This window comes from Pseudomonas sp. GD04019 (assembly GCF_029837695.1).
Lineage (GTDB): Bacteria > Pseudomonadota > Gammaproteobacteria > Pseudomonadales > Pseudomonadaceae > Aquipseudomonas.
On sequence record NZ_JAOEEA010000002.1, the window covers coordinates 242694 to 257862 of the forward strand.

The following is a 15169-nucleotide window of genomic DNA, read 5'->3' on the forward strand; positions in this document are numbered from 1 at the left end:
GGCGGTTCTAGGTCACTACTCAGGTCGCTACGGACGTCGCTTCGACATAGCGCGGCAGGGTAACGCGGAATCGAGTTCCGCGCTGGCGTTCGGGGTCGGCCGGGCTGTCGATGGTGATCTGCCCATAATGCTCTTCCACGATCGAATAGACCAGCGCGAGCCCCAAACCGGTGCCCTTGCCCGGATCCTTGGTGGTGAAGAAGGGTTCGAACAGGCGGTCCATGATCGTCTGCGGGATGCCCGTGCCCTCGTCTTCGACTATCAGTTCCACGCTCTGCTCCGAGGCATCGCTGGTCACCCGGATGGCGCCGCCGACCGGTGACGCGTCGCGGGCATTGGACAGCAGGTTGATCAGCACCTGGGCCAGGCGCTGCGGGTCGCCCTTGGCCAGGTGGTCGGGGTCGCACAGGTTGAAGAACTGCACTTCGGTGCTGTTGCGGTTCAGCGCCAGCAGGCCGATGGCGTCCTGCGCCACGTCGGCCAGGCTCACCGGATACTCGGCGCGCTGCTGCTGGCCGGCGTGGGCGAAGTTCATCAGCGACTGGACGATGCGCGAGATGCGCTTGGTCTGGTCGAGGATCTGCGTGCTCAGCTCACCCACTTCCTCGTCGCCCTCGCGCTCCTCGCGCAGGTTCTGCGCCAGGCAGGCGATGCCGGTGACCGGGTTGCCGATCTCGTGGGCCACGCCGGCGGCCAGGCGGCCGATGCTGGCCAGGCGCTCGGAGTGCACCAGCTGGTCTTCCAGTACGCGGGTCTCGGTAACGTCCTCGACCAGCAGCACCAGGCCGCTGTTGCCCGGCGCCAGCGGCTCGTCGATGGCGGCCTTGTGCAGGTTGAGCCAGCGCACCTCGCCATCCAGAGCCAGGTGCTGCTTGTGCAGGTGTTCCTCGTCCTGCTCGATGAAGTCCTTGAGCAGGCTGCGCCAGGGTTCATCCAGGCTGAGCAGGCGCGAGCCGACCACCTGCTGCGCGCTGATGTCGGTCAGCTCTTCCATGGCGCGGTTCCACATCAGCACTTCCTGGTCCTTGGCCAGGGAGCACACGCCCATCGGCAGTTCCTGCAAGGTCTGGCGGTGGAAGCGACGCAGGGCGTCCAGCTCGGCGGCCAGGCCGGTGAGGCGCGACTGGTAATCCTCCAGGCGGCTCTCGATGAAGTGAATGTCCTCGCTGACATAGGCCTCGCTGCCGGACTTGTAGGGCAGGAAGGTCTCGACCATGTCCTGGGCCACGCTCGGGCCCATCAGACCGGACAGGTTGGCCTCGAGGCGGTCGCGCAGGCGGCGCAGGGCATAGGGGCGGCGCTCGTCGAAGGGCAGGTGCAGGTCGCGCAGGGCGCGCTCCACTTCCTTCTGCGCGGTGACGGCGCCGAGCGGCTTGGCCAGCTCGGAGGCGAATTCCTGCGGCGAGCCGGCCAGCAGCTCACGACGCTGCGGGCGGCGCACGTTGTCCACGGTGCAGGCTTCGGCAGCGCTTTTTTCCTCGTCACCGGCTTCGGTGAACAGCGAGACCAGGGTGAATACCAGCACGTTGGCGGCCAGCGAGCCGACGGCGGCCAGGTGCCAGCTGTTCTCGTCGAGCACATAGACGATGTTGAACCAAGGCAGGTGCACGCCCTGCAGATTGCTGACCAGCGGCACCAGCATGCTCAACGCCCACACGCCGATGCCGGCCAGCAGGCCGGCGACGAAGCCGCGGTGATTGGCGGTGGGCCAGTACAGCACCGAGAGCACGCCGGGGAGGAACTGCAGGGTGGCGACGAAGGCGACGATGCCGAGGTTGGCCAGGTCCTGCTCGGCGCCCAGCAGCAGGTAGAAACCGTAGGCGGCGGCGATGATGGCGAGGATCAGCGCGCGCCGTGTCCACTTCAGCCAGCGGTAGATGTTGCCTTCGGCCGGCGGCTGATACAGCGGCAGCACCAGGTGGTTGAGCGCCATACCCGACAGCGCCAGGGTGCTGACGATGATCAGGCCGCTGGAGGCGGACAGGCCGCCGACATAGGCGAGCAGCGCCAGCGTGCGGTCACCGACGGCCAGGCCCAGGCCCAGGGTGAAGTATTCCGGATTGGTGGTGGCGCCGATCTTCAGGCTGGCCCAGAGGATCAGCGGCACCGACAGGCTCATCAGCAGCAGGAGCAGCGGCAGACCCCAGCTGGCGCTGACGATGGCACGCGGGTTGAGGTTCTCGGTGAAGGTCATGTGGTACATGTGCGGCATGACGATGGCCGAGGCGAAGAACACCAGCAGCAGGGTGCGCCAGGGGCCTTCCTGCAACGGGGTGTGCAGGGTGGTCAGCGCGTGCTGGTTCTGCAGCAGCCACTGCTCCAGCTCGCCGGGACCGCCGAACACGCCGTACAGGGCGTACAGGCCGATGCCGCCGAGGGCGACCAGCTTGACCACCGATTCGAAGGCGATGGCGAACACCAGGCCCTCGTGCTTCTCGCGGGTGGCGATATGGCGCGCACCGAAGAGGATGGTGAACAGGGTGATCAAGGCGCAGAAGCCGAGGGCGAAGCGGTCCTGCAGCGGCTCGCGGGTGAGGATGCCGATGGAGTCCGCCACCGCCTGGATCTGCAACGCCAGCAGCGGCAGCAGGCCGACCAGCATGAACAGGGTGGTGAGCACGCCGGCCCAGGTGCTGCGGAAGCGGAAGGCGAACAGGTCGGCCAGCGACGACAGCTGATAGGTGCGGGTGATGCGCAGGATCGGGTAGAGCAGCACCGGCGCCAGGAGAAAGGCGCCGGTCACCCCCAGGTAGCTGGCGAGGAAGCCGAAGCCGTACTGGTAGGCCAGGCCCACCGTGCCGTAGAAGGCCCAGGCGCTGGCGTACACGCCCAGCGACAGGGTGTAGGTCAGCGGGTGGCGGATGACCCAGCGTGGGATCAGGCCCTTCTCGCTGACCCAGGCCACGCCGAACAGCAGCAGCAGGTAGGCGGAGCTGATCAGGATCAGCTGGCTGAGATCAAAGCTGGTCGGCATTGCGCGGGCTCTGGGAGGGGATAGATGGGCAGTCGCACGGGCGCGGGTCAGAGTTCATCGGCATCGCGCTGACTCTGCAGGATCAGGGTGACGACGATGAGGATCAGCCACAACAGGTACGGGCGATACCAGGCGCCGTTGGGGTCGATCCACCAGTCCATGATGGCGGGGGAGAACAGGTAGATGCCCACCACCAGGATCAGTACCAGTCGGTAGATGTACATAGTTCGGGTCCGAAGGGGATGCTCGGATGGTACGGGAGCACGCGATGGTGGGAAAGCCGCCTCAGCGCAGCTGCGCCTCGGCCAGGGTTCGGCTGCGCGGAATACGCGTGGCGTCCCAGTGGGCGATGCCCCAGGCCAACACCTCGTGCGGCACGGCGCCGGCCAGCTCGGCCGGTGGCTGCTGGCCGAGGGCGCGCAGGGCGCGGGTCAGCAGCGGTGGCGCCTGGTCGGCGGGCAGCGGTGGCGAGCGGTAGCTCTTGCCCAGCTTGTGGCCATCCGGCTGGATGATCAGCGGTACGTGCAGGTAGCGCGGCTGCTGCAGGCCGAGCAGCTCCTGCAGATACAGCTGGCGCGGCGTGGAGTCGAGCAAATCGGCGCCGCGGACCACGTCGGTGACGCCCTGCCAGGCATCGTCCAGCACTACGGCCAACTGGTAAGCGAACAGGCCGTCCTTGCGACGAATGACGAAGTCGCCAACCTCGCGGCCCAGGTGCTGGCGGAATTCGCCCTGCACGCGGTCGATGAAGCGGTATTCCAGCTCGGGTACGCGCAGGCGGATGGCGGCATCATGATCGGGGTGGCCGACGTTGCGGCAGGTGCCGGGGTAGATGCCGCCCGAGCCTTCCAGCTGCTTGCGCGAGCAGGTGCAGGCATAGGCCAGGCCTTGGCCGAACAGGCGCTCGATCAGGGCGGCATATTCGGCGTGGCGATCGCTCTGTCGCACCAGTTCGCCGTCCCACTCGAAGCCGTACAGCTCCAGGCTGCGCAGGATCGCATCCTGGGCGCCGGGCACTTCGCGCGGCGGGTCGAGGTCTTCCATGCGCAGCAGCCACTGGCCGCCGACACTGCGTGCGTCCAGGTAGGAGGCGAGGGCCGCCACCAGCGAGCCGAAGTGCAGGTAGCCACTGGGCGTGGGGGCGAAGCGCCCGATGTAGGAGGAGTCTTTCATGGGCGGGAGGCTATCGGCTGGAGCCTTGCGGCGCCAGCCCGCTTATCGGTAGCCGGAAATGCAACGGGGCGCCTTAGCGCCCCGTCCGGAATCAGGAACCGATCTGCTTTTCCTTGATTTCCGCCAGCGTCTTGCAGTCGATGCACAGGGTCGCGGTCGGGCGGGCTTCGAGGCGGCGGATGCCGATTTCCACGCCGCAGGAATCGCACCAGCCGTAATCGTTGTCTTCGATCAGCTGCAGGGTCTCGTCGATCTTCTTGATCAGCTTGCGCTCGCGATCACGGGCGCGCAGTTCGAGGCTGAATTCCTCTTCCTGGCTGGCGCGGTCGGCCGGGTCCGGGAAGTTGGCGGCTTCGTCCTGCATGTGGTGCACGGTGCGATCCACTTCCTGCATCAGCTCCAGCTTCCACTTGTTGAGAATGCTGGTGAAGTGAGCACGCATCGGATCGCTCATGTACTCCTCGCCCTTTTTTTCTTTGTAGGGTTCGAAGCCACGAATCAGCTGGTTGCCGTTCTGTTTTGCTTTGGTGGGCATGGATGACCGCCTCTCACTCTCTCTGATCCATTGCGCAGGATCTGTTCCTTTGCCGGCTCGAACACCGGGCCTGCGGCTGCAAGCGGGCGAACTTACCAGATCGATTCCGGCGATGCTACTCCCGGTTGTCACGCTTCTTACTGGCAGCGTGGGCAGTTGGTTAGAATCCCCCCTTTTCCTTAATAAAGGAAGGCCAATGGCCCAGCCCTTCAGTGCGCGCAGTCGCGCCATCGAACCTTTCCATGTCATGGCGTTGCTGGCGCGGGCCAACGAACTGCAGGCCGCCGGCCATGACGTTATCCATCTGGAGATCGGCGAACCGGACTTCACCACCGCCGAGCCCATAGTGCGTGCCGGGCAAGCGGCCCTGGCCGCCGGCCACACCCGCTACACCGCGGCGCGCGGCATCCCGCAGTTGCGTCAGGCCATCGCCGGTTTCTACGCCAGCCGCTATGGTGTGGATATCGACCCCGAACGCGTGCTGATTACTCCCGGCGGTTCTGGCGCGCTGTTGCTGGCGTCCAGCCTGCTGGTCGATCCGGGCAAGCACTGGCTGCTGGCCGACCCCGGCTACCCGTGCAATCGCCACTTCCTGCGCCTGGTCGAAGGCGCCGCGCAGCTGGTGCCGGTGGGTCCCGAGAGCCGCTACCAGCTCACCCCGCAGCTGATCGAGCGGCACTGGGACGGTGACAGCGTCGGCGCTCTGGTCGCGTCGCCGGCCAACCCGACCGGCACCCTGTTGCACAAGGATGAGCTGGCGGCACTGGCGAGCACGCTCAAGCAGCGCGGCGGGCATCTGGTGGTGGACGAGATCTACCACGGCCTGACCTACGGCTGTGAGGCTGCCAGTGTGCTGGAAGTGGACGACGATGCCTTCGTTCTCAACAGCTTCTCCAAATACTTCGGCATGACCGGCTGGCGCCTGGGCTGGCTGGTGGCGCCACAGCACGCGGTGCAGGAGCTGGAGAAACTGGCGCAGAACCTCTACATCAGCGCGCCCTCCATGGCCCAGCATGCCGCCCTGGCCTGCTTCGAGCCGGCGACGATGGAGATCTTCGAGGAGCGTCGCCACGAGTTCCAGCGCCGCCGCGACTACCTGTTGCCGGCGTTGCGCGAGCTGGGCTTCCGCATCGCCGTGGAGCCGGAAGGTGCCTTCTATTTATATGCGGATATTTCAAGCTTCGGCGGCGACGCTTTCGCCTTCTGCCGGCACTTCATCGAGACCGAGCATGTGGCCTTCACCCCAGGCCTGGACTTCGGTCGCCACCTGGCCGGCCACCACGTGCGCTTCGCCTACACGCAGAACGTCGAGCGACTGGAGCAGGCGGTGGAGCGCATCGCCCGCGGCCTGAAGACCTGGAACCCCGATGCGCTTTGATCCGCCGCTGGAAGAGGGGCGCTTGCTGCGTCGCTACAAACGCTTTCTCGCCGATATCGAGACCAGCAGTGGCGAGACGCTGACCATCCACTGCCCCAACACCGGTTCCATGCTCAACTGCATGAGCGAGGGCTGCCGCGTCTGGTTCAGCCGCTCCAACGACCCCAAGCGCAAGCTGCCGGGCACCTGGGAACTGGGCGAGACGCCGCACGGCCGGCTGGCCTGCCTCAACACCGGCCGCGCCAATGCGCTGGTGGAGGAGGCGTTGCGCGCCGGCATCATCACCGAGCTGGCCGGCTTCACCGGCCTCAAGCGCGAAGTGGCTTATGGCAGCGAAGGCAGCCGCGCCGACTTCCGCCTGGACTACTTTTCGGGCTCGCTGTTTCTCGAGGTGAAGAGCGTCACCCTGGGCTTCGCCGACTCCAGCGTCGCCGCTTTCCCCGATGCGGTGACCGAGCGCGGCGCCAAGCACCTGCGCGAGCTGGCCGCGCTGGCCAGGCAAGGTGTGCGGGCGGTACTGCTGTACTGCGTGAACCTGTCCGGCATCGACGCGGTGCGCGCCGCCGAGGAGATCGACCCGGCCTATGCGACGGGGCTGCGTGAGGCGCGTGCGGCGGGTGTGGAGGTGCTGGCCTATGGCGCTTCGGTAGACACCGAGGAAGTGCGCCTGCTGCGTCGGCTGGAGGTGCTGCAGTAAGGGGCGGCTATAGCTCGATGCAGATCGACTCGGCATCTTCGCGGCAATCGACCTTGCGTAGCGATTGCCCGGCGCAGGGGCCGATCACGCACTCGCCATTCTCGATCAGAAACAGCGCGCCATGGTGGGCGCACTGGATCATGCTGCCGCTGGCATCGAGGAAGTCGTCCGCGCGCCATTCCAGCGTCAGGTCGCGATGGGGGCAGTTGTTCAGGTAGACATGGGCTTTGCCGTCGCGGCGTACCGCCAGCAGCTTGCGCCCTGCAACGAAAAAGCCCCGGCTCTGGCCTTCGACCAGCTCACCCGGGGCGCACAGATGAATCATGGGAATCTCCACGCCGAGGCGGGGATTATCCCGCACGGGCGTGGCGATGGGGTAGGGCGCGCGTCCTTGCGCGAAGTGGGTCGAGTTTTCCGGATCAGATTTCCCAGATCAGGTTGACCGCCGCATGGCGGCCCGGCTGGGTGTAGCGACCGATACTCGGGCTGTTTTCGGTAATGCTGCGTACGTCACCCCACTGGGTGTATTCCTTGTCGCCCAGGTTGAACAGGCCGGCGTTGACCGAGACCTCTTCGGTGACCTGCCAGTAGCCGGTCAGGTCGAGCGTGCCGTAGCCGGCTGGTTCGTACTGGTTGGCGATCTGGGTTTCATCCACGCGCTCCTTGGCTGCGACCAGGGTCCAGGCCAGTTCACCACCGAACTGTCCGCTCGGTGCGTCGTAGCCCAGGCCGAACACAGCCTTCAGCGGGTCGACGCTGTTGATCGGCTGGCCGCTCTCTTCATCCTTGCCGCGGGCATAGGCGATGGCGCCACGCAGGCGGGTGCCATCCGGCAGGCCGACGCTGTTGAGGAACAGCTCGCCCTTGGCTTCCGCGCCGCGGATGGTGACGCGATCCAGGTTCTGGTACTGGAAGGTCATGCGGCCGTTGCCGGTCGGGTCGTTGGCCAGGGTGACCTGCTCGATGAAGTCGTCGTACTGGTTGTAGAACAGTGCCAGGCCGAAGCTGCCTATGTCGTACTTGCCGCGCAGACCGAGCTCGTAACTGTCGCTGGTCTCCGCCTTGAGGTTGGGGTTGGCGATGGTCTGGTAGCCGCGAGCGAAGTTAACGAACTCGCCGAAGATGTCCACGGCGTTAGGCGCGCGGAAGCCAGCGGCGTATTGGCCATACACGCTGTGAGCGTCGTCGAGCTGGTAGGTGGCGCCGAATTTCGGCGAGATGGCGTCGTCCTTGTAGTCCGACGGATCTTGGTCGATCGGCTTGCTGTTCAGGTACTCCTGGGTGACGTCGGGCTTCATCTCGTAGTGGTCGTAGCGCAGGCCCGGCAGCAGGGTCCAGCGACCGATCTGGATGCTGTCCTGAGCGAACAGGGCGTACTCGGTGGATGTCGGATCCGGGAAGTCGCTCAGCGGGAAGGTCTCATCGCCCGGAACGGCTGGAACCGGCAGGCCGGTGGTGACGAACACATCGCGGCCGCGACGCAGGTCGCTGCTTTCCACGCGTTTGACGTCGATGCCATAGATCAGCTTGTGTTGCGCTGCGCCGGTGGCGAAGGCCTTGTCCAGTTTGGTGTTGAAGGCCCAGAGTTCTTCCTGGTACTTGGAGTCGCGGGTGCGGTCGCGATAGCGGCCACCGCTGAAGCGGGTCTGGTAGGTCTCCTGGCGAATCTGGCTATCCTGATGGCTGAGTTGCCATTCGGCGCTGTCGGCAATGGCGCTGCCGAGTTCAAAGCGGTGCTGCAGACTAATGCGCTCGCGGTCGGTGCTATCGACGGCATCCGAGGTGCGCACGGTCGCGGTGTTGCTGTACTCGCTGAGCACCTTGGTGTCGGCATCGTCTTCGTAGCGGTCGTAGGTCAGTTGCAGGCGATCGCTGTCGTTGTAGTTCCAGCCGAGCTTGGCCAGCAGGTTGTCGGCGCGGTAGTCCTGCGGGTTGGCCTCCTCACGCGCACTGCCGATGCCGCCACGGCCGCCATGGGTGTCGAGGGCCTGGCCATCGCGGCGGCCGAGGTGCAGCAGGCCGTCGAACTGGCCTTGGCGCGCGGCGAGAGTGGCACTGCGCATCCAGCTGTCGTCAGCACCGTCATAGCCGGTCTTAAGGCGCGCATAGGTGTCGTCGCCTTCATCCAGATAGTCGTCGGCGTCCTTGGTCAGGAAGCTTACGGCGCCACCGATGGCGTCGCTGCCATACAGCGAGCTGGCCGGGCCGCGAATGATCTCTACCTGCTTCAGGGTATCCGGATCGACATAGTTGCGGCGCGCGTCGAGGAACGGACCGAAGGTGAAGGCGTCGGGGGTCGGCACGCCGTCCACCTGGGTCAGTACACGGTTGCCGCCGATGCCGCGAATGGTAAAGCCGGCCAGGCCGAAGCGGGTGCCGGTGCCACTGACCGAGACGCCGGGCTCATAGCGCACCAGGTCTTTGATGTTCTTCACGTTCTTCTGGTCGATATCGCGCTCGGTCTGTACCGAGACGGTGTTCGGTACCTGGCCAATGGTTTGCTCGCTACGGGTCGCGGTCACCGTGACGGTGTCGAACTGGGTCGGATTTTTTTCCGCAGCCAGTGCAAGAGACGGAGACAGCAGGACGAGCGCCAGCCAGTGGCGGCGAGCGAAGGGTGGACGCAGTGACATGGATTACTCCCTGGTGTTATGGGCGTTCCAGAGGCTGACGTGCACGTCTTTTTCACGACTTGATGATCGAGAGGGCATCCCGCCCTGCGTGCTGAGTTATCGGCTTGTTCCTGCGCGAATGAGGTGTCAGTTCTTGAGCGCTGGTTGGCATCGGGGCGAGACCATAATCAGATTGACTTTTAAATGCAAACAATTATCAAATATATTCGTATTTAGATATTTGGCTCGCACATGTCGCGTTACGCTCTCTACTTCATGCTCTCGCTGGGTTTGCATGCCGGCGTGGGCTGGCTATTGCGCGACGTGCCTGTAGCGGCTGGTAGCAAGGTGGTTAGCGAAGCCCCGGTGACCATTCAGTTGGTTGAGCTAGTACCGCTGGAGCAGATAGAGAGGCATGGCTCCGTGGCGCAGCCAGTCGTCGAAGCGCGTCGAGAGCCCCCGGCAAAGGCAGCGCCGCAAGACGTCGAGCCAAAGGCTCCTGTGGTCAGCCAGACAGCGCGTCTTGCGGCAAAACCGGTCGCGCGCCCGGCGCCATCCGAGACTGTCGCGGCCAAGGGGCCAGCAACGCCTGCGCCCGTAACGCCGCGCAACGAGCCCAGCCGGCCTGTCGAGTCCGTTCGACAGGTGTCACGCCCCTCGGCCGTTCCCGCACCCAAGCGCGAAGTGTTTCGCCACGAGCCTGCGTTCCTTTCGCCGCCGCGGCCGCCGGTGTATCCGGCTCAGGCCAAGCGGCGCAATCAGCAGGGCGTAGTGCTGGTCGAAGTGCGCCTGGATGAATACGGAAAGCTGGTTGAGCTCAAGCTGCTGCGCTCTTCCGGTGTGGAAAGCCTTGACCGCTCCGCCATGAAGGCGGTCGCGGCCTGGCGTTTCCGAGCGGAGGTCGAGAACGGTCAGCCCGTTCCGAGCCGCGTTCACATACCTATCGAATTCGCCCTCACGGCGAGCCGTTGATCCTGAAGGAGAAGAAAAATGACTGCCCACATTCAACCTATCGCTGCTGCCAGCGACCTTTATCAGTCCTGGCAGAGCCTGCGTGCCGAGCAATCCGGCCTGCGTGCCCGCGATGCCGCTGCCAAGCTCGGTGTCAGCGAGGCCGAGCTGACTGCCAGCCGCCTGGGGGGGGATGCCGTGCGCCTGCGCACCGAGTGGGCCGAGCTGCTGCCGGCGCTGGGCGAGTTGGGCTACATCATGGCGCTGACCCGCAACGAGCATTGCGTGCACGAGCGCAAGGGCTACTACCGCGAGGTGTCGGTGATGGCCAATGGCGCCATGGGCCTGGTGGTCTCTCCCGATATCGACCTGCGCCTGTTCATGACCCAGTGGGCCAGCGTGTTCGCCGTCGCCGAAGACACCGAGCGCGGCGTGCAGCGCAGCATCCAGATCTTCGATCGCCAGGGCACCGCCGTGCACAAGGTCTACCTCACCGCCCAGAGCGAGGAGGCGGCCTGGGCGCCGCTGGTCGAGCGCTTCCGCGCCGCCGAGCAGAGCGCCGAGCTGGACCTGCAGCCGCTGGCCGAACGCAAGGCGCCGCGTGCCGATGCCGAGGTGGATGCCACCGCCCTGCGCGCCGACTGGGCCGAGCTGAAGGACACCCACCACTTCTTCGCCATGCTCAAGCGCCACGACGTGGCCCGTACCCAGGCCCTGCGTCTGGCCGGCCGCGAGTGGGCCGAGCCGCTGGCCACCGCCGAGCTGCCCAAGTTGCTGGAGGAAGCCGGTGCCCGTGAGGTGCCGATCATGGTCTTCGTCGGCAACCAGCACTGTATCCAGATCCACTCCGGCCCGGTGAAGAACCTGCGCTGGATGGGCGACTGGTTCAACGTGCTCGACCCCGAGTTCAACCTGCACCTGAAGACCCCGGGCGTGGTCGAGCTGTGGCGCGTACGCAAGCCCAGCAGCGACGGCATCATCACCAGCTATGAGGCCTTCGACGCCGACGGCGAACTGGTGGTGCAGCTGTTCGGCGCGCGCAAGCCGGGCGTGCCGGAGCTGGTCGAGTGGCGCGACCTGGCCGAATCCATTGCCGCCCTGGAGGCTTGAGATGCGCCTGTCCAAGATTCTCCTGCTGTGCGGCAGCCTGCTGTTCAGCCATGCCGCCGCGGCGGCCGATCTGCCGCAGCGCTGGGTCAGCTCCGGCGGTTCGCTGAGCGAGTGGGTAGTGCGTCTGGGTGGTGAAGGCAAGCTGGTCGGCGTCGACACCACCAGCCTGCACCCGCAGACCCTGCGCAAGCTGCCGAGCATCGGCTATCAGCGCGCGCTGTCCGCCGAGGGCGTGCTGTCGCTGCGCCCGGACATCCTGATCGGCAGCGAGGAGATGGGCCCGCCGCCGGTCATCACGCAGATCAAGGCCGCCGGCATCCGCATCGAGACCCTGCCGGCCAAGCCGGATCTGGAGACCCTGGAGCGCAACGTGCTGCGCCTCGGCGAGCTGCTCGGTACTCCCGAGCAGGCCCGCGAGCAGATGGCCGCCTACCGCGGCGACCTGCAGCGCCAGGCCGAGTGGGTCGCGCAGGCGCGCAAGAAACACGAGGCACCGCGCGTGCTGATGCTGCTCGGCCATGCCGGCAGCAACATCATGGCGGCAGGCAAGGACAGCCTGGCGGTGTGGCTGATCGAGCATGCCGGAGGCGAGAGCCGCACCGAGCACAACGGCTACAAGCCGATCTCCAACGAGGCGCTGCTGGCGATGGACCCGCAGGTGGTGATCTTCGCCGACCGCAGTCTGCACGGTGACGAGGCGCGCCAGGCGCTGCTGCAGCAGAACCCGGTGCTGCAGCAGACCAGCGCGGCGCGTGACGGGCGCCTGCTGACCCTCGACCCGACCCTGCTGGTCGGTGGCCTCGGCCCGCGCTTGCCCGAAGGGCTGGCCGAGTTGTCGGCGGCCTTTTATCCTGCTGAGCAAGCACTGACCGCCGAACTCGACCGATGAATCCTGTGTTTCGACCCCGCCCATTGCTGTTGGCAATGGGCGTTCTGCTGCTGCTCGCGTTCTGGCTGTCGCTGGCCCTCGGGCCGGTGAGCCTGCCGCTGGGTGACACCCTGCTGGCCGCCTTGCGCCTCATGGGCCTGCCCATCGATGGCGAAGGGCTGCAGCAGGCCGAGCTGATCCTCGGCCAGATTCGCCTACCCCGCAGCCTGCTGGGGCTGTGCGTGGGCATCGTGCTGGCGCTGTCCGGCGTGGCCATGCAGGGCCTGTTCCGCAACCCGCTGGCCGACCCCGGCCTGGTCGGTGTGGCCGGCGGTGCGGCGCTGGGCGCGGCCATCGCCATCGTCGGCGGCAGCATGGTCGGTGGCCTGCCCCCGGCACTGGCGCCGTACCTGCTGTCGATCTGCGCCTTCACCGGCGGCTTGATCGTGACGGCCGTGGTGTACCGTTTCGGCCGTCGCGATGGGCAGACCAATGTCGCCACCATGCTCCTGGCGGGCGTGGCGATGACCGCCATGTCCGGTGCCGGTGTCGGCCTGTTCACCTACCTGGCCGACGACGCCACCTTGCGCAGCCTGACCTTCTGGAACCTCGGCAGCCTCAACGGCGCCAGCTATCCGCGCCTGTGGCCGCTGCTGCTGGTGACATTGGGAGTGGCCGTCTGGCTGCCGCGGCGTGCCTCGGCACTCAATGCGCTGCTGCTCGGTGAGTCGGAGGCGCGCCACCTGGGCTTCAACGTCGAACGGATCAAGCTGGAGCTGGTGCTGTGCACCGCGCTCGGTGTCGGCGCTGCGGTGGCGGCGGCCGGGCTGATCGGCTTCATAGGTCTGGTGGTGCCGCACCTGATGCGCCTGCTGGTCGGCCCCGATCACCGCGTGCTGCTGCCGGCCTCGCTGCTGGCCGGCGCTACGTTGCTGCTGCTGGCCGATCTAGTCGCGCGCCTGGTACTGGCGCCGGCCGAGCTGCCGATCGGCATCGTCACGGCGCTGATTGGAGCGCCGTTCTTCCTTTATCTGCTGGTGCGGGGGCGAGCCTGATGTTGCGCGCGGAGAAATTGGGTGTGCGCCGCGGTGGTGCCACTGTGCTGGAAGGCGTCGACCTGGCGCTGCAGCCCGGCGAAGTACTCGGCGTGCTCGGCCCCAATGGCGCCGGCAAGAGCACCCTGCTCGGCGCCTTGTGTGGCGAGCTGGAGGCCGATGTCGGCAGCGTGACACTGGATGAGCGGGCGCTCGGCCAGTGGTCCGGCCAGGAGCGGGCGCGACGCCTGGCCGTACTGCCGCAGAGTTCGACCCTGAGCTTCGCCTTCACGGTGGCCGACGTGGTTGGCATGGGGCGGCTGCCGCATGACACAGGCCGCGTGCGCGATGCCGAGATCGTCGATGCGGCGCTGCGCGCGGCGGATGCCGAGCACCTGCGGGAGCGCAGCTACCTGGCGCTGTCCGGTGGCGAGCGTCAGCGCGTGCACCTGGCGCGGGTGCTGGCGCAGCTGTGGCCGGGCGGGGAAGGGCAGGTGCTGCTGCTCGACGAGCCGACCTCGGCCCTCGATCCGTTGCACCAGCACACCACCCTGCAGGCGGTGCGCGACTTCGCCGGGCAGGGCGCGGCGGTGCTGGTGATCCTCCACGACCTCAACCTGGCCGCCCGCTACTGCGACCGCATCCTGCTGCTGCAGGACGGCCGCCCGCATGCCTTCGGCAGCCCCGACGAGGTCATGCAGGCCGAGCCCCTGCGCGCGGTGTTCGGCCTCGACGTACTGATCCAGCGCCACCCGGAGCGCGGCCACCCGTTGATCGTGGCGCGCTGAAGTAGCCCGGAAGTAATCCAGGATGGTCCGCCCCCGGATTGCATCCGGGCTACGACCGATGCCTCTCTCTGATGAGGGAGGAACCGAACCAATAAGGAATCACCATGCGCATTCTGTTGCTCTGCCTCGTCTCCCTGCTGGCCGCCTGCCAGTCCCGCGGTGTGTTGCCGCCACCGGCGCCCATCGCTCCCGAGGGCCGCGATAACGCTCAACTGGGGCAGATCATCGATCTGGCCAGCGGCGAACACATCACGCCCGAGCAGCTGGTTGCACGCCTGGCCAAGGCGTCGCGCGTACTGGTCGGCGAACAGCACGACAATCCCGATCACCATGCCCTGCAGCTGTGGCTGTCGCGCGAGCTTTCGGCGCAGCGCGCCCAAGGCAGCGTACTGATGGAGATGCTCAACCCCAACCAACAGGCCAAGGTCGAGCAGGTACAGGCGCAGACCCGCGCCGGTCAGGCGCCAGCCGACACCTTCGCCGCGCTGGCCTGGCTGCCGAACTGGGATTGGGGCCTGTACGGCGCGCTGGTGCAGTACCAGTTGCGTCAGCCCTACCCGCTGCTGTCGGCCAACCTGGATCGCGCCGAGATCATGCAGATCTACGGCAAGCCGCCGGTTCTGCAGGGCCAGGCTTCCACGGCGCCGGCGGTGCAGGAGAAGTTGCAGGAAGACATTCGCGAGTCCCATTGCGGCCTGCTGCCGGACAGCCAGATTCCCGCGATGCTAGCCGTGCAGCAGCAGCGCGACCGGCGCATGGCCGAACGCCTGGCCGCCGCGCCGCAGCCGGCCATGCTGCTGGCCGGCGCCTTCCATGTACGCAAGGACCTGGGCGTGCCGCTGCATCTGAGTGATCTCGGCGCGGGCGAGGGCAATGCCGTGCTGATCCTCGCCGAAGTCGGCAAGGAACCGGCCGCCGGCAGTGCCGACTACGTCTGGTACACCGCCGCCAATGCCCCGGAGGATCACTGCGCCAAGCTGCGCAAGAAGTAGAGCCGCTCGCTCCTGCAGCGACAGCCTCACAACAAAAAGCCCCGCATTGCGGGGCTT

General features: G+C 66.6%; 14 protein-coding genes. 8 read left to right on the forward strand and 6 right to left on the reverse strand.

Annotated elements, in window-relative coordinates:
* Positions 1–19 precede the first annotated feature (19 nt).
* From N7607_RS03790 to dksA, 4 genes are all read right to left on the reverse strand, one after another.
* Complete coding sequence (locus N7607_RS03790; protein WP_279864349.1) at positions 20–2974, reverse strand: sensor histidine kinase; 2955 nt, start codon at positions 2972–2974, stop codon at positions 20–22.
* Positions 2975–3021: 47 nt separating this feature from the next.
* Complete coding sequence (locus N7607_RS03795; RefSeq protein ID WP_137971060.1) at positions 3022–3198, reverse strand: hypothetical protein; 177 nt, start codon at positions 3196–3198, stop codon at positions 3022–3024.
* A 61-nt stretch (positions 3199–3259) separates the two neighbouring features.
* Positions 3260–4147, reverse strand: coding sequence for a tRNA glutamyl-Q(34) synthetase GluQRS (gene gluQRS / locus N7607_RS03800; RefSeq protein ID WP_279864348.1), 888 nt, complete (start codon positions 4145–4147; stop codon positions 3260–3262).
* 91 nt (positions 4148–4238) lie between these two features.
* On the reverse strand, positions 4239–4682 hold the full coding sequence (dksA, locus tag N7607_RS03805) for an RNA polymerase-binding protein DksA (protein WP_021700399.1): 444 nt from the start codon (positions 4680–4682) through the stop codon (positions 4239–4241).
* A gap of 196 nt (positions 4683–4878) precedes the next feature.
* Between dksA and N7607_RS03810 the strand changes: the two genes are divergently transcribed.
* Both N7607_RS03810 and sfsA read left to right on the forward strand, forming a co-directional pair.
* Positions 4879–6060 (forward strand): pyridoxal phosphate-dependent aminotransferase, encoded by a 1182-nt coding sequence (locus N7607_RS03810; RefSeq protein ID WP_279864347.1) that lies wholly within the window; start codon positions 4879–4881, stop codon positions 6058–6060.
* The gene (gene sfsA, locus N7607_RS03815) at positions 6050–6757 is read left to right on the forward strand and encodes a DNA/RNA nuclease SfsA (RefSeq protein ID WP_279864346.1); all 708 of its coding nucleotides are present in this window, start codon (positions 6050–6052) and stop codon (positions 6755–6757) included. The genes N7607_RS03810 and sfsA overlap by 11 nt, the downstream gene beginning before the upstream one ends.
* 7 nt (positions 6758–6764) lie before the next feature.
* Here sfsA and N7607_RS03820 read toward each other — a convergent pair whose 3' ends face one another.
* Positions 6765–7082: a Rieske 2Fe-2S domain-containing protein gene (locus tag N7607_RS03820; protein WP_279864345.1), complete on the reverse strand. Its 318-nt coding sequence runs from the start codon at positions 7080–7082 to the stop codon at positions 6765–6767.
* Positions 7083–7176: 94 nt separating this feature from the next.
* Positions 7177–9390 (reverse strand): TonB-dependent hemoglobin/transferrin/lactoferrin family receptor, encoded by a 2214-nt coding sequence (locus N7607_RS03825; RefSeq protein ID WP_279864344.1) that lies wholly within the window; start codon positions 9388–9390, stop codon positions 7177–7179.
* A gap of 231 nt (positions 9391–9621) precedes the next feature.
* Between N7607_RS03825 and N7607_RS03830 the strand changes: the two genes are divergently transcribed.
* From N7607_RS03830 to N7607_RS03855, 6 genes are all read left to right on the forward strand, one after another.
* Positions 9622–10341, forward strand: a complete 720-nt coding sequence (locus N7607_RS03830; RefSeq protein WP_279864343.1) for a TonB family protein — start codon at positions 9622–9624, stop codon at positions 10339–10341.
* Positions 10342–10359: 18 nt separating this feature from the next.
* Positions 10360–11430, forward strand: a complete 1071-nt coding sequence (locus N7607_RS03835; RefSeq protein WP_279864342.1) for a ChuX/HutX family heme-like substrate-binding protein — start codon at positions 10360–10362, stop codon at positions 11428–11430.
* A 1-nt stretch (position 11431) separates the two neighbouring features.
* Complete coding sequence (locus N7607_RS03840) at positions 11432–12319, forward strand: ABC transporter substrate-binding protein (protein ID WP_279864341.1); 888 nt, start codon at positions 11432–11434, stop codon at positions 12317–12319.
* Positions 12320–12369: 50 nt separating this feature from the next.
* The gene (locus N7607_RS03845; RefSeq protein ID WP_279864559.1) at positions 12370–13353 is read left to right on the forward strand and encodes an iron ABC transporter permease; all 984 of its coding nucleotides are present in this window, start codon (positions 12370–12372) and stop codon (positions 13351–13353) included.
* Complete coding sequence (locus N7607_RS03850; RefSeq protein WP_279864340.1) at positions 13353–14120, forward strand: heme ABC transporter ATP-binding protein; 768 nt, start codon at positions 13353–13355, stop codon at positions 14118–14120. Before N7607_RS03845 ends, N7607_RS03850 begins: the two co-directional genes overlap by 1 nt.
* Positions 14121–14224: 104 nt before the next feature.
* Positions 14225–15112 (forward strand): ChaN family lipoprotein, encoded by an 888-nt coding sequence (locus N7607_RS03855; protein WP_279864339.1) that lies wholly within the window; start codon positions 14225–14227, stop codon positions 15110–15112.
* The last annotated feature ends 57 nt before the right edge of the window (positions 15113–15169 follow it).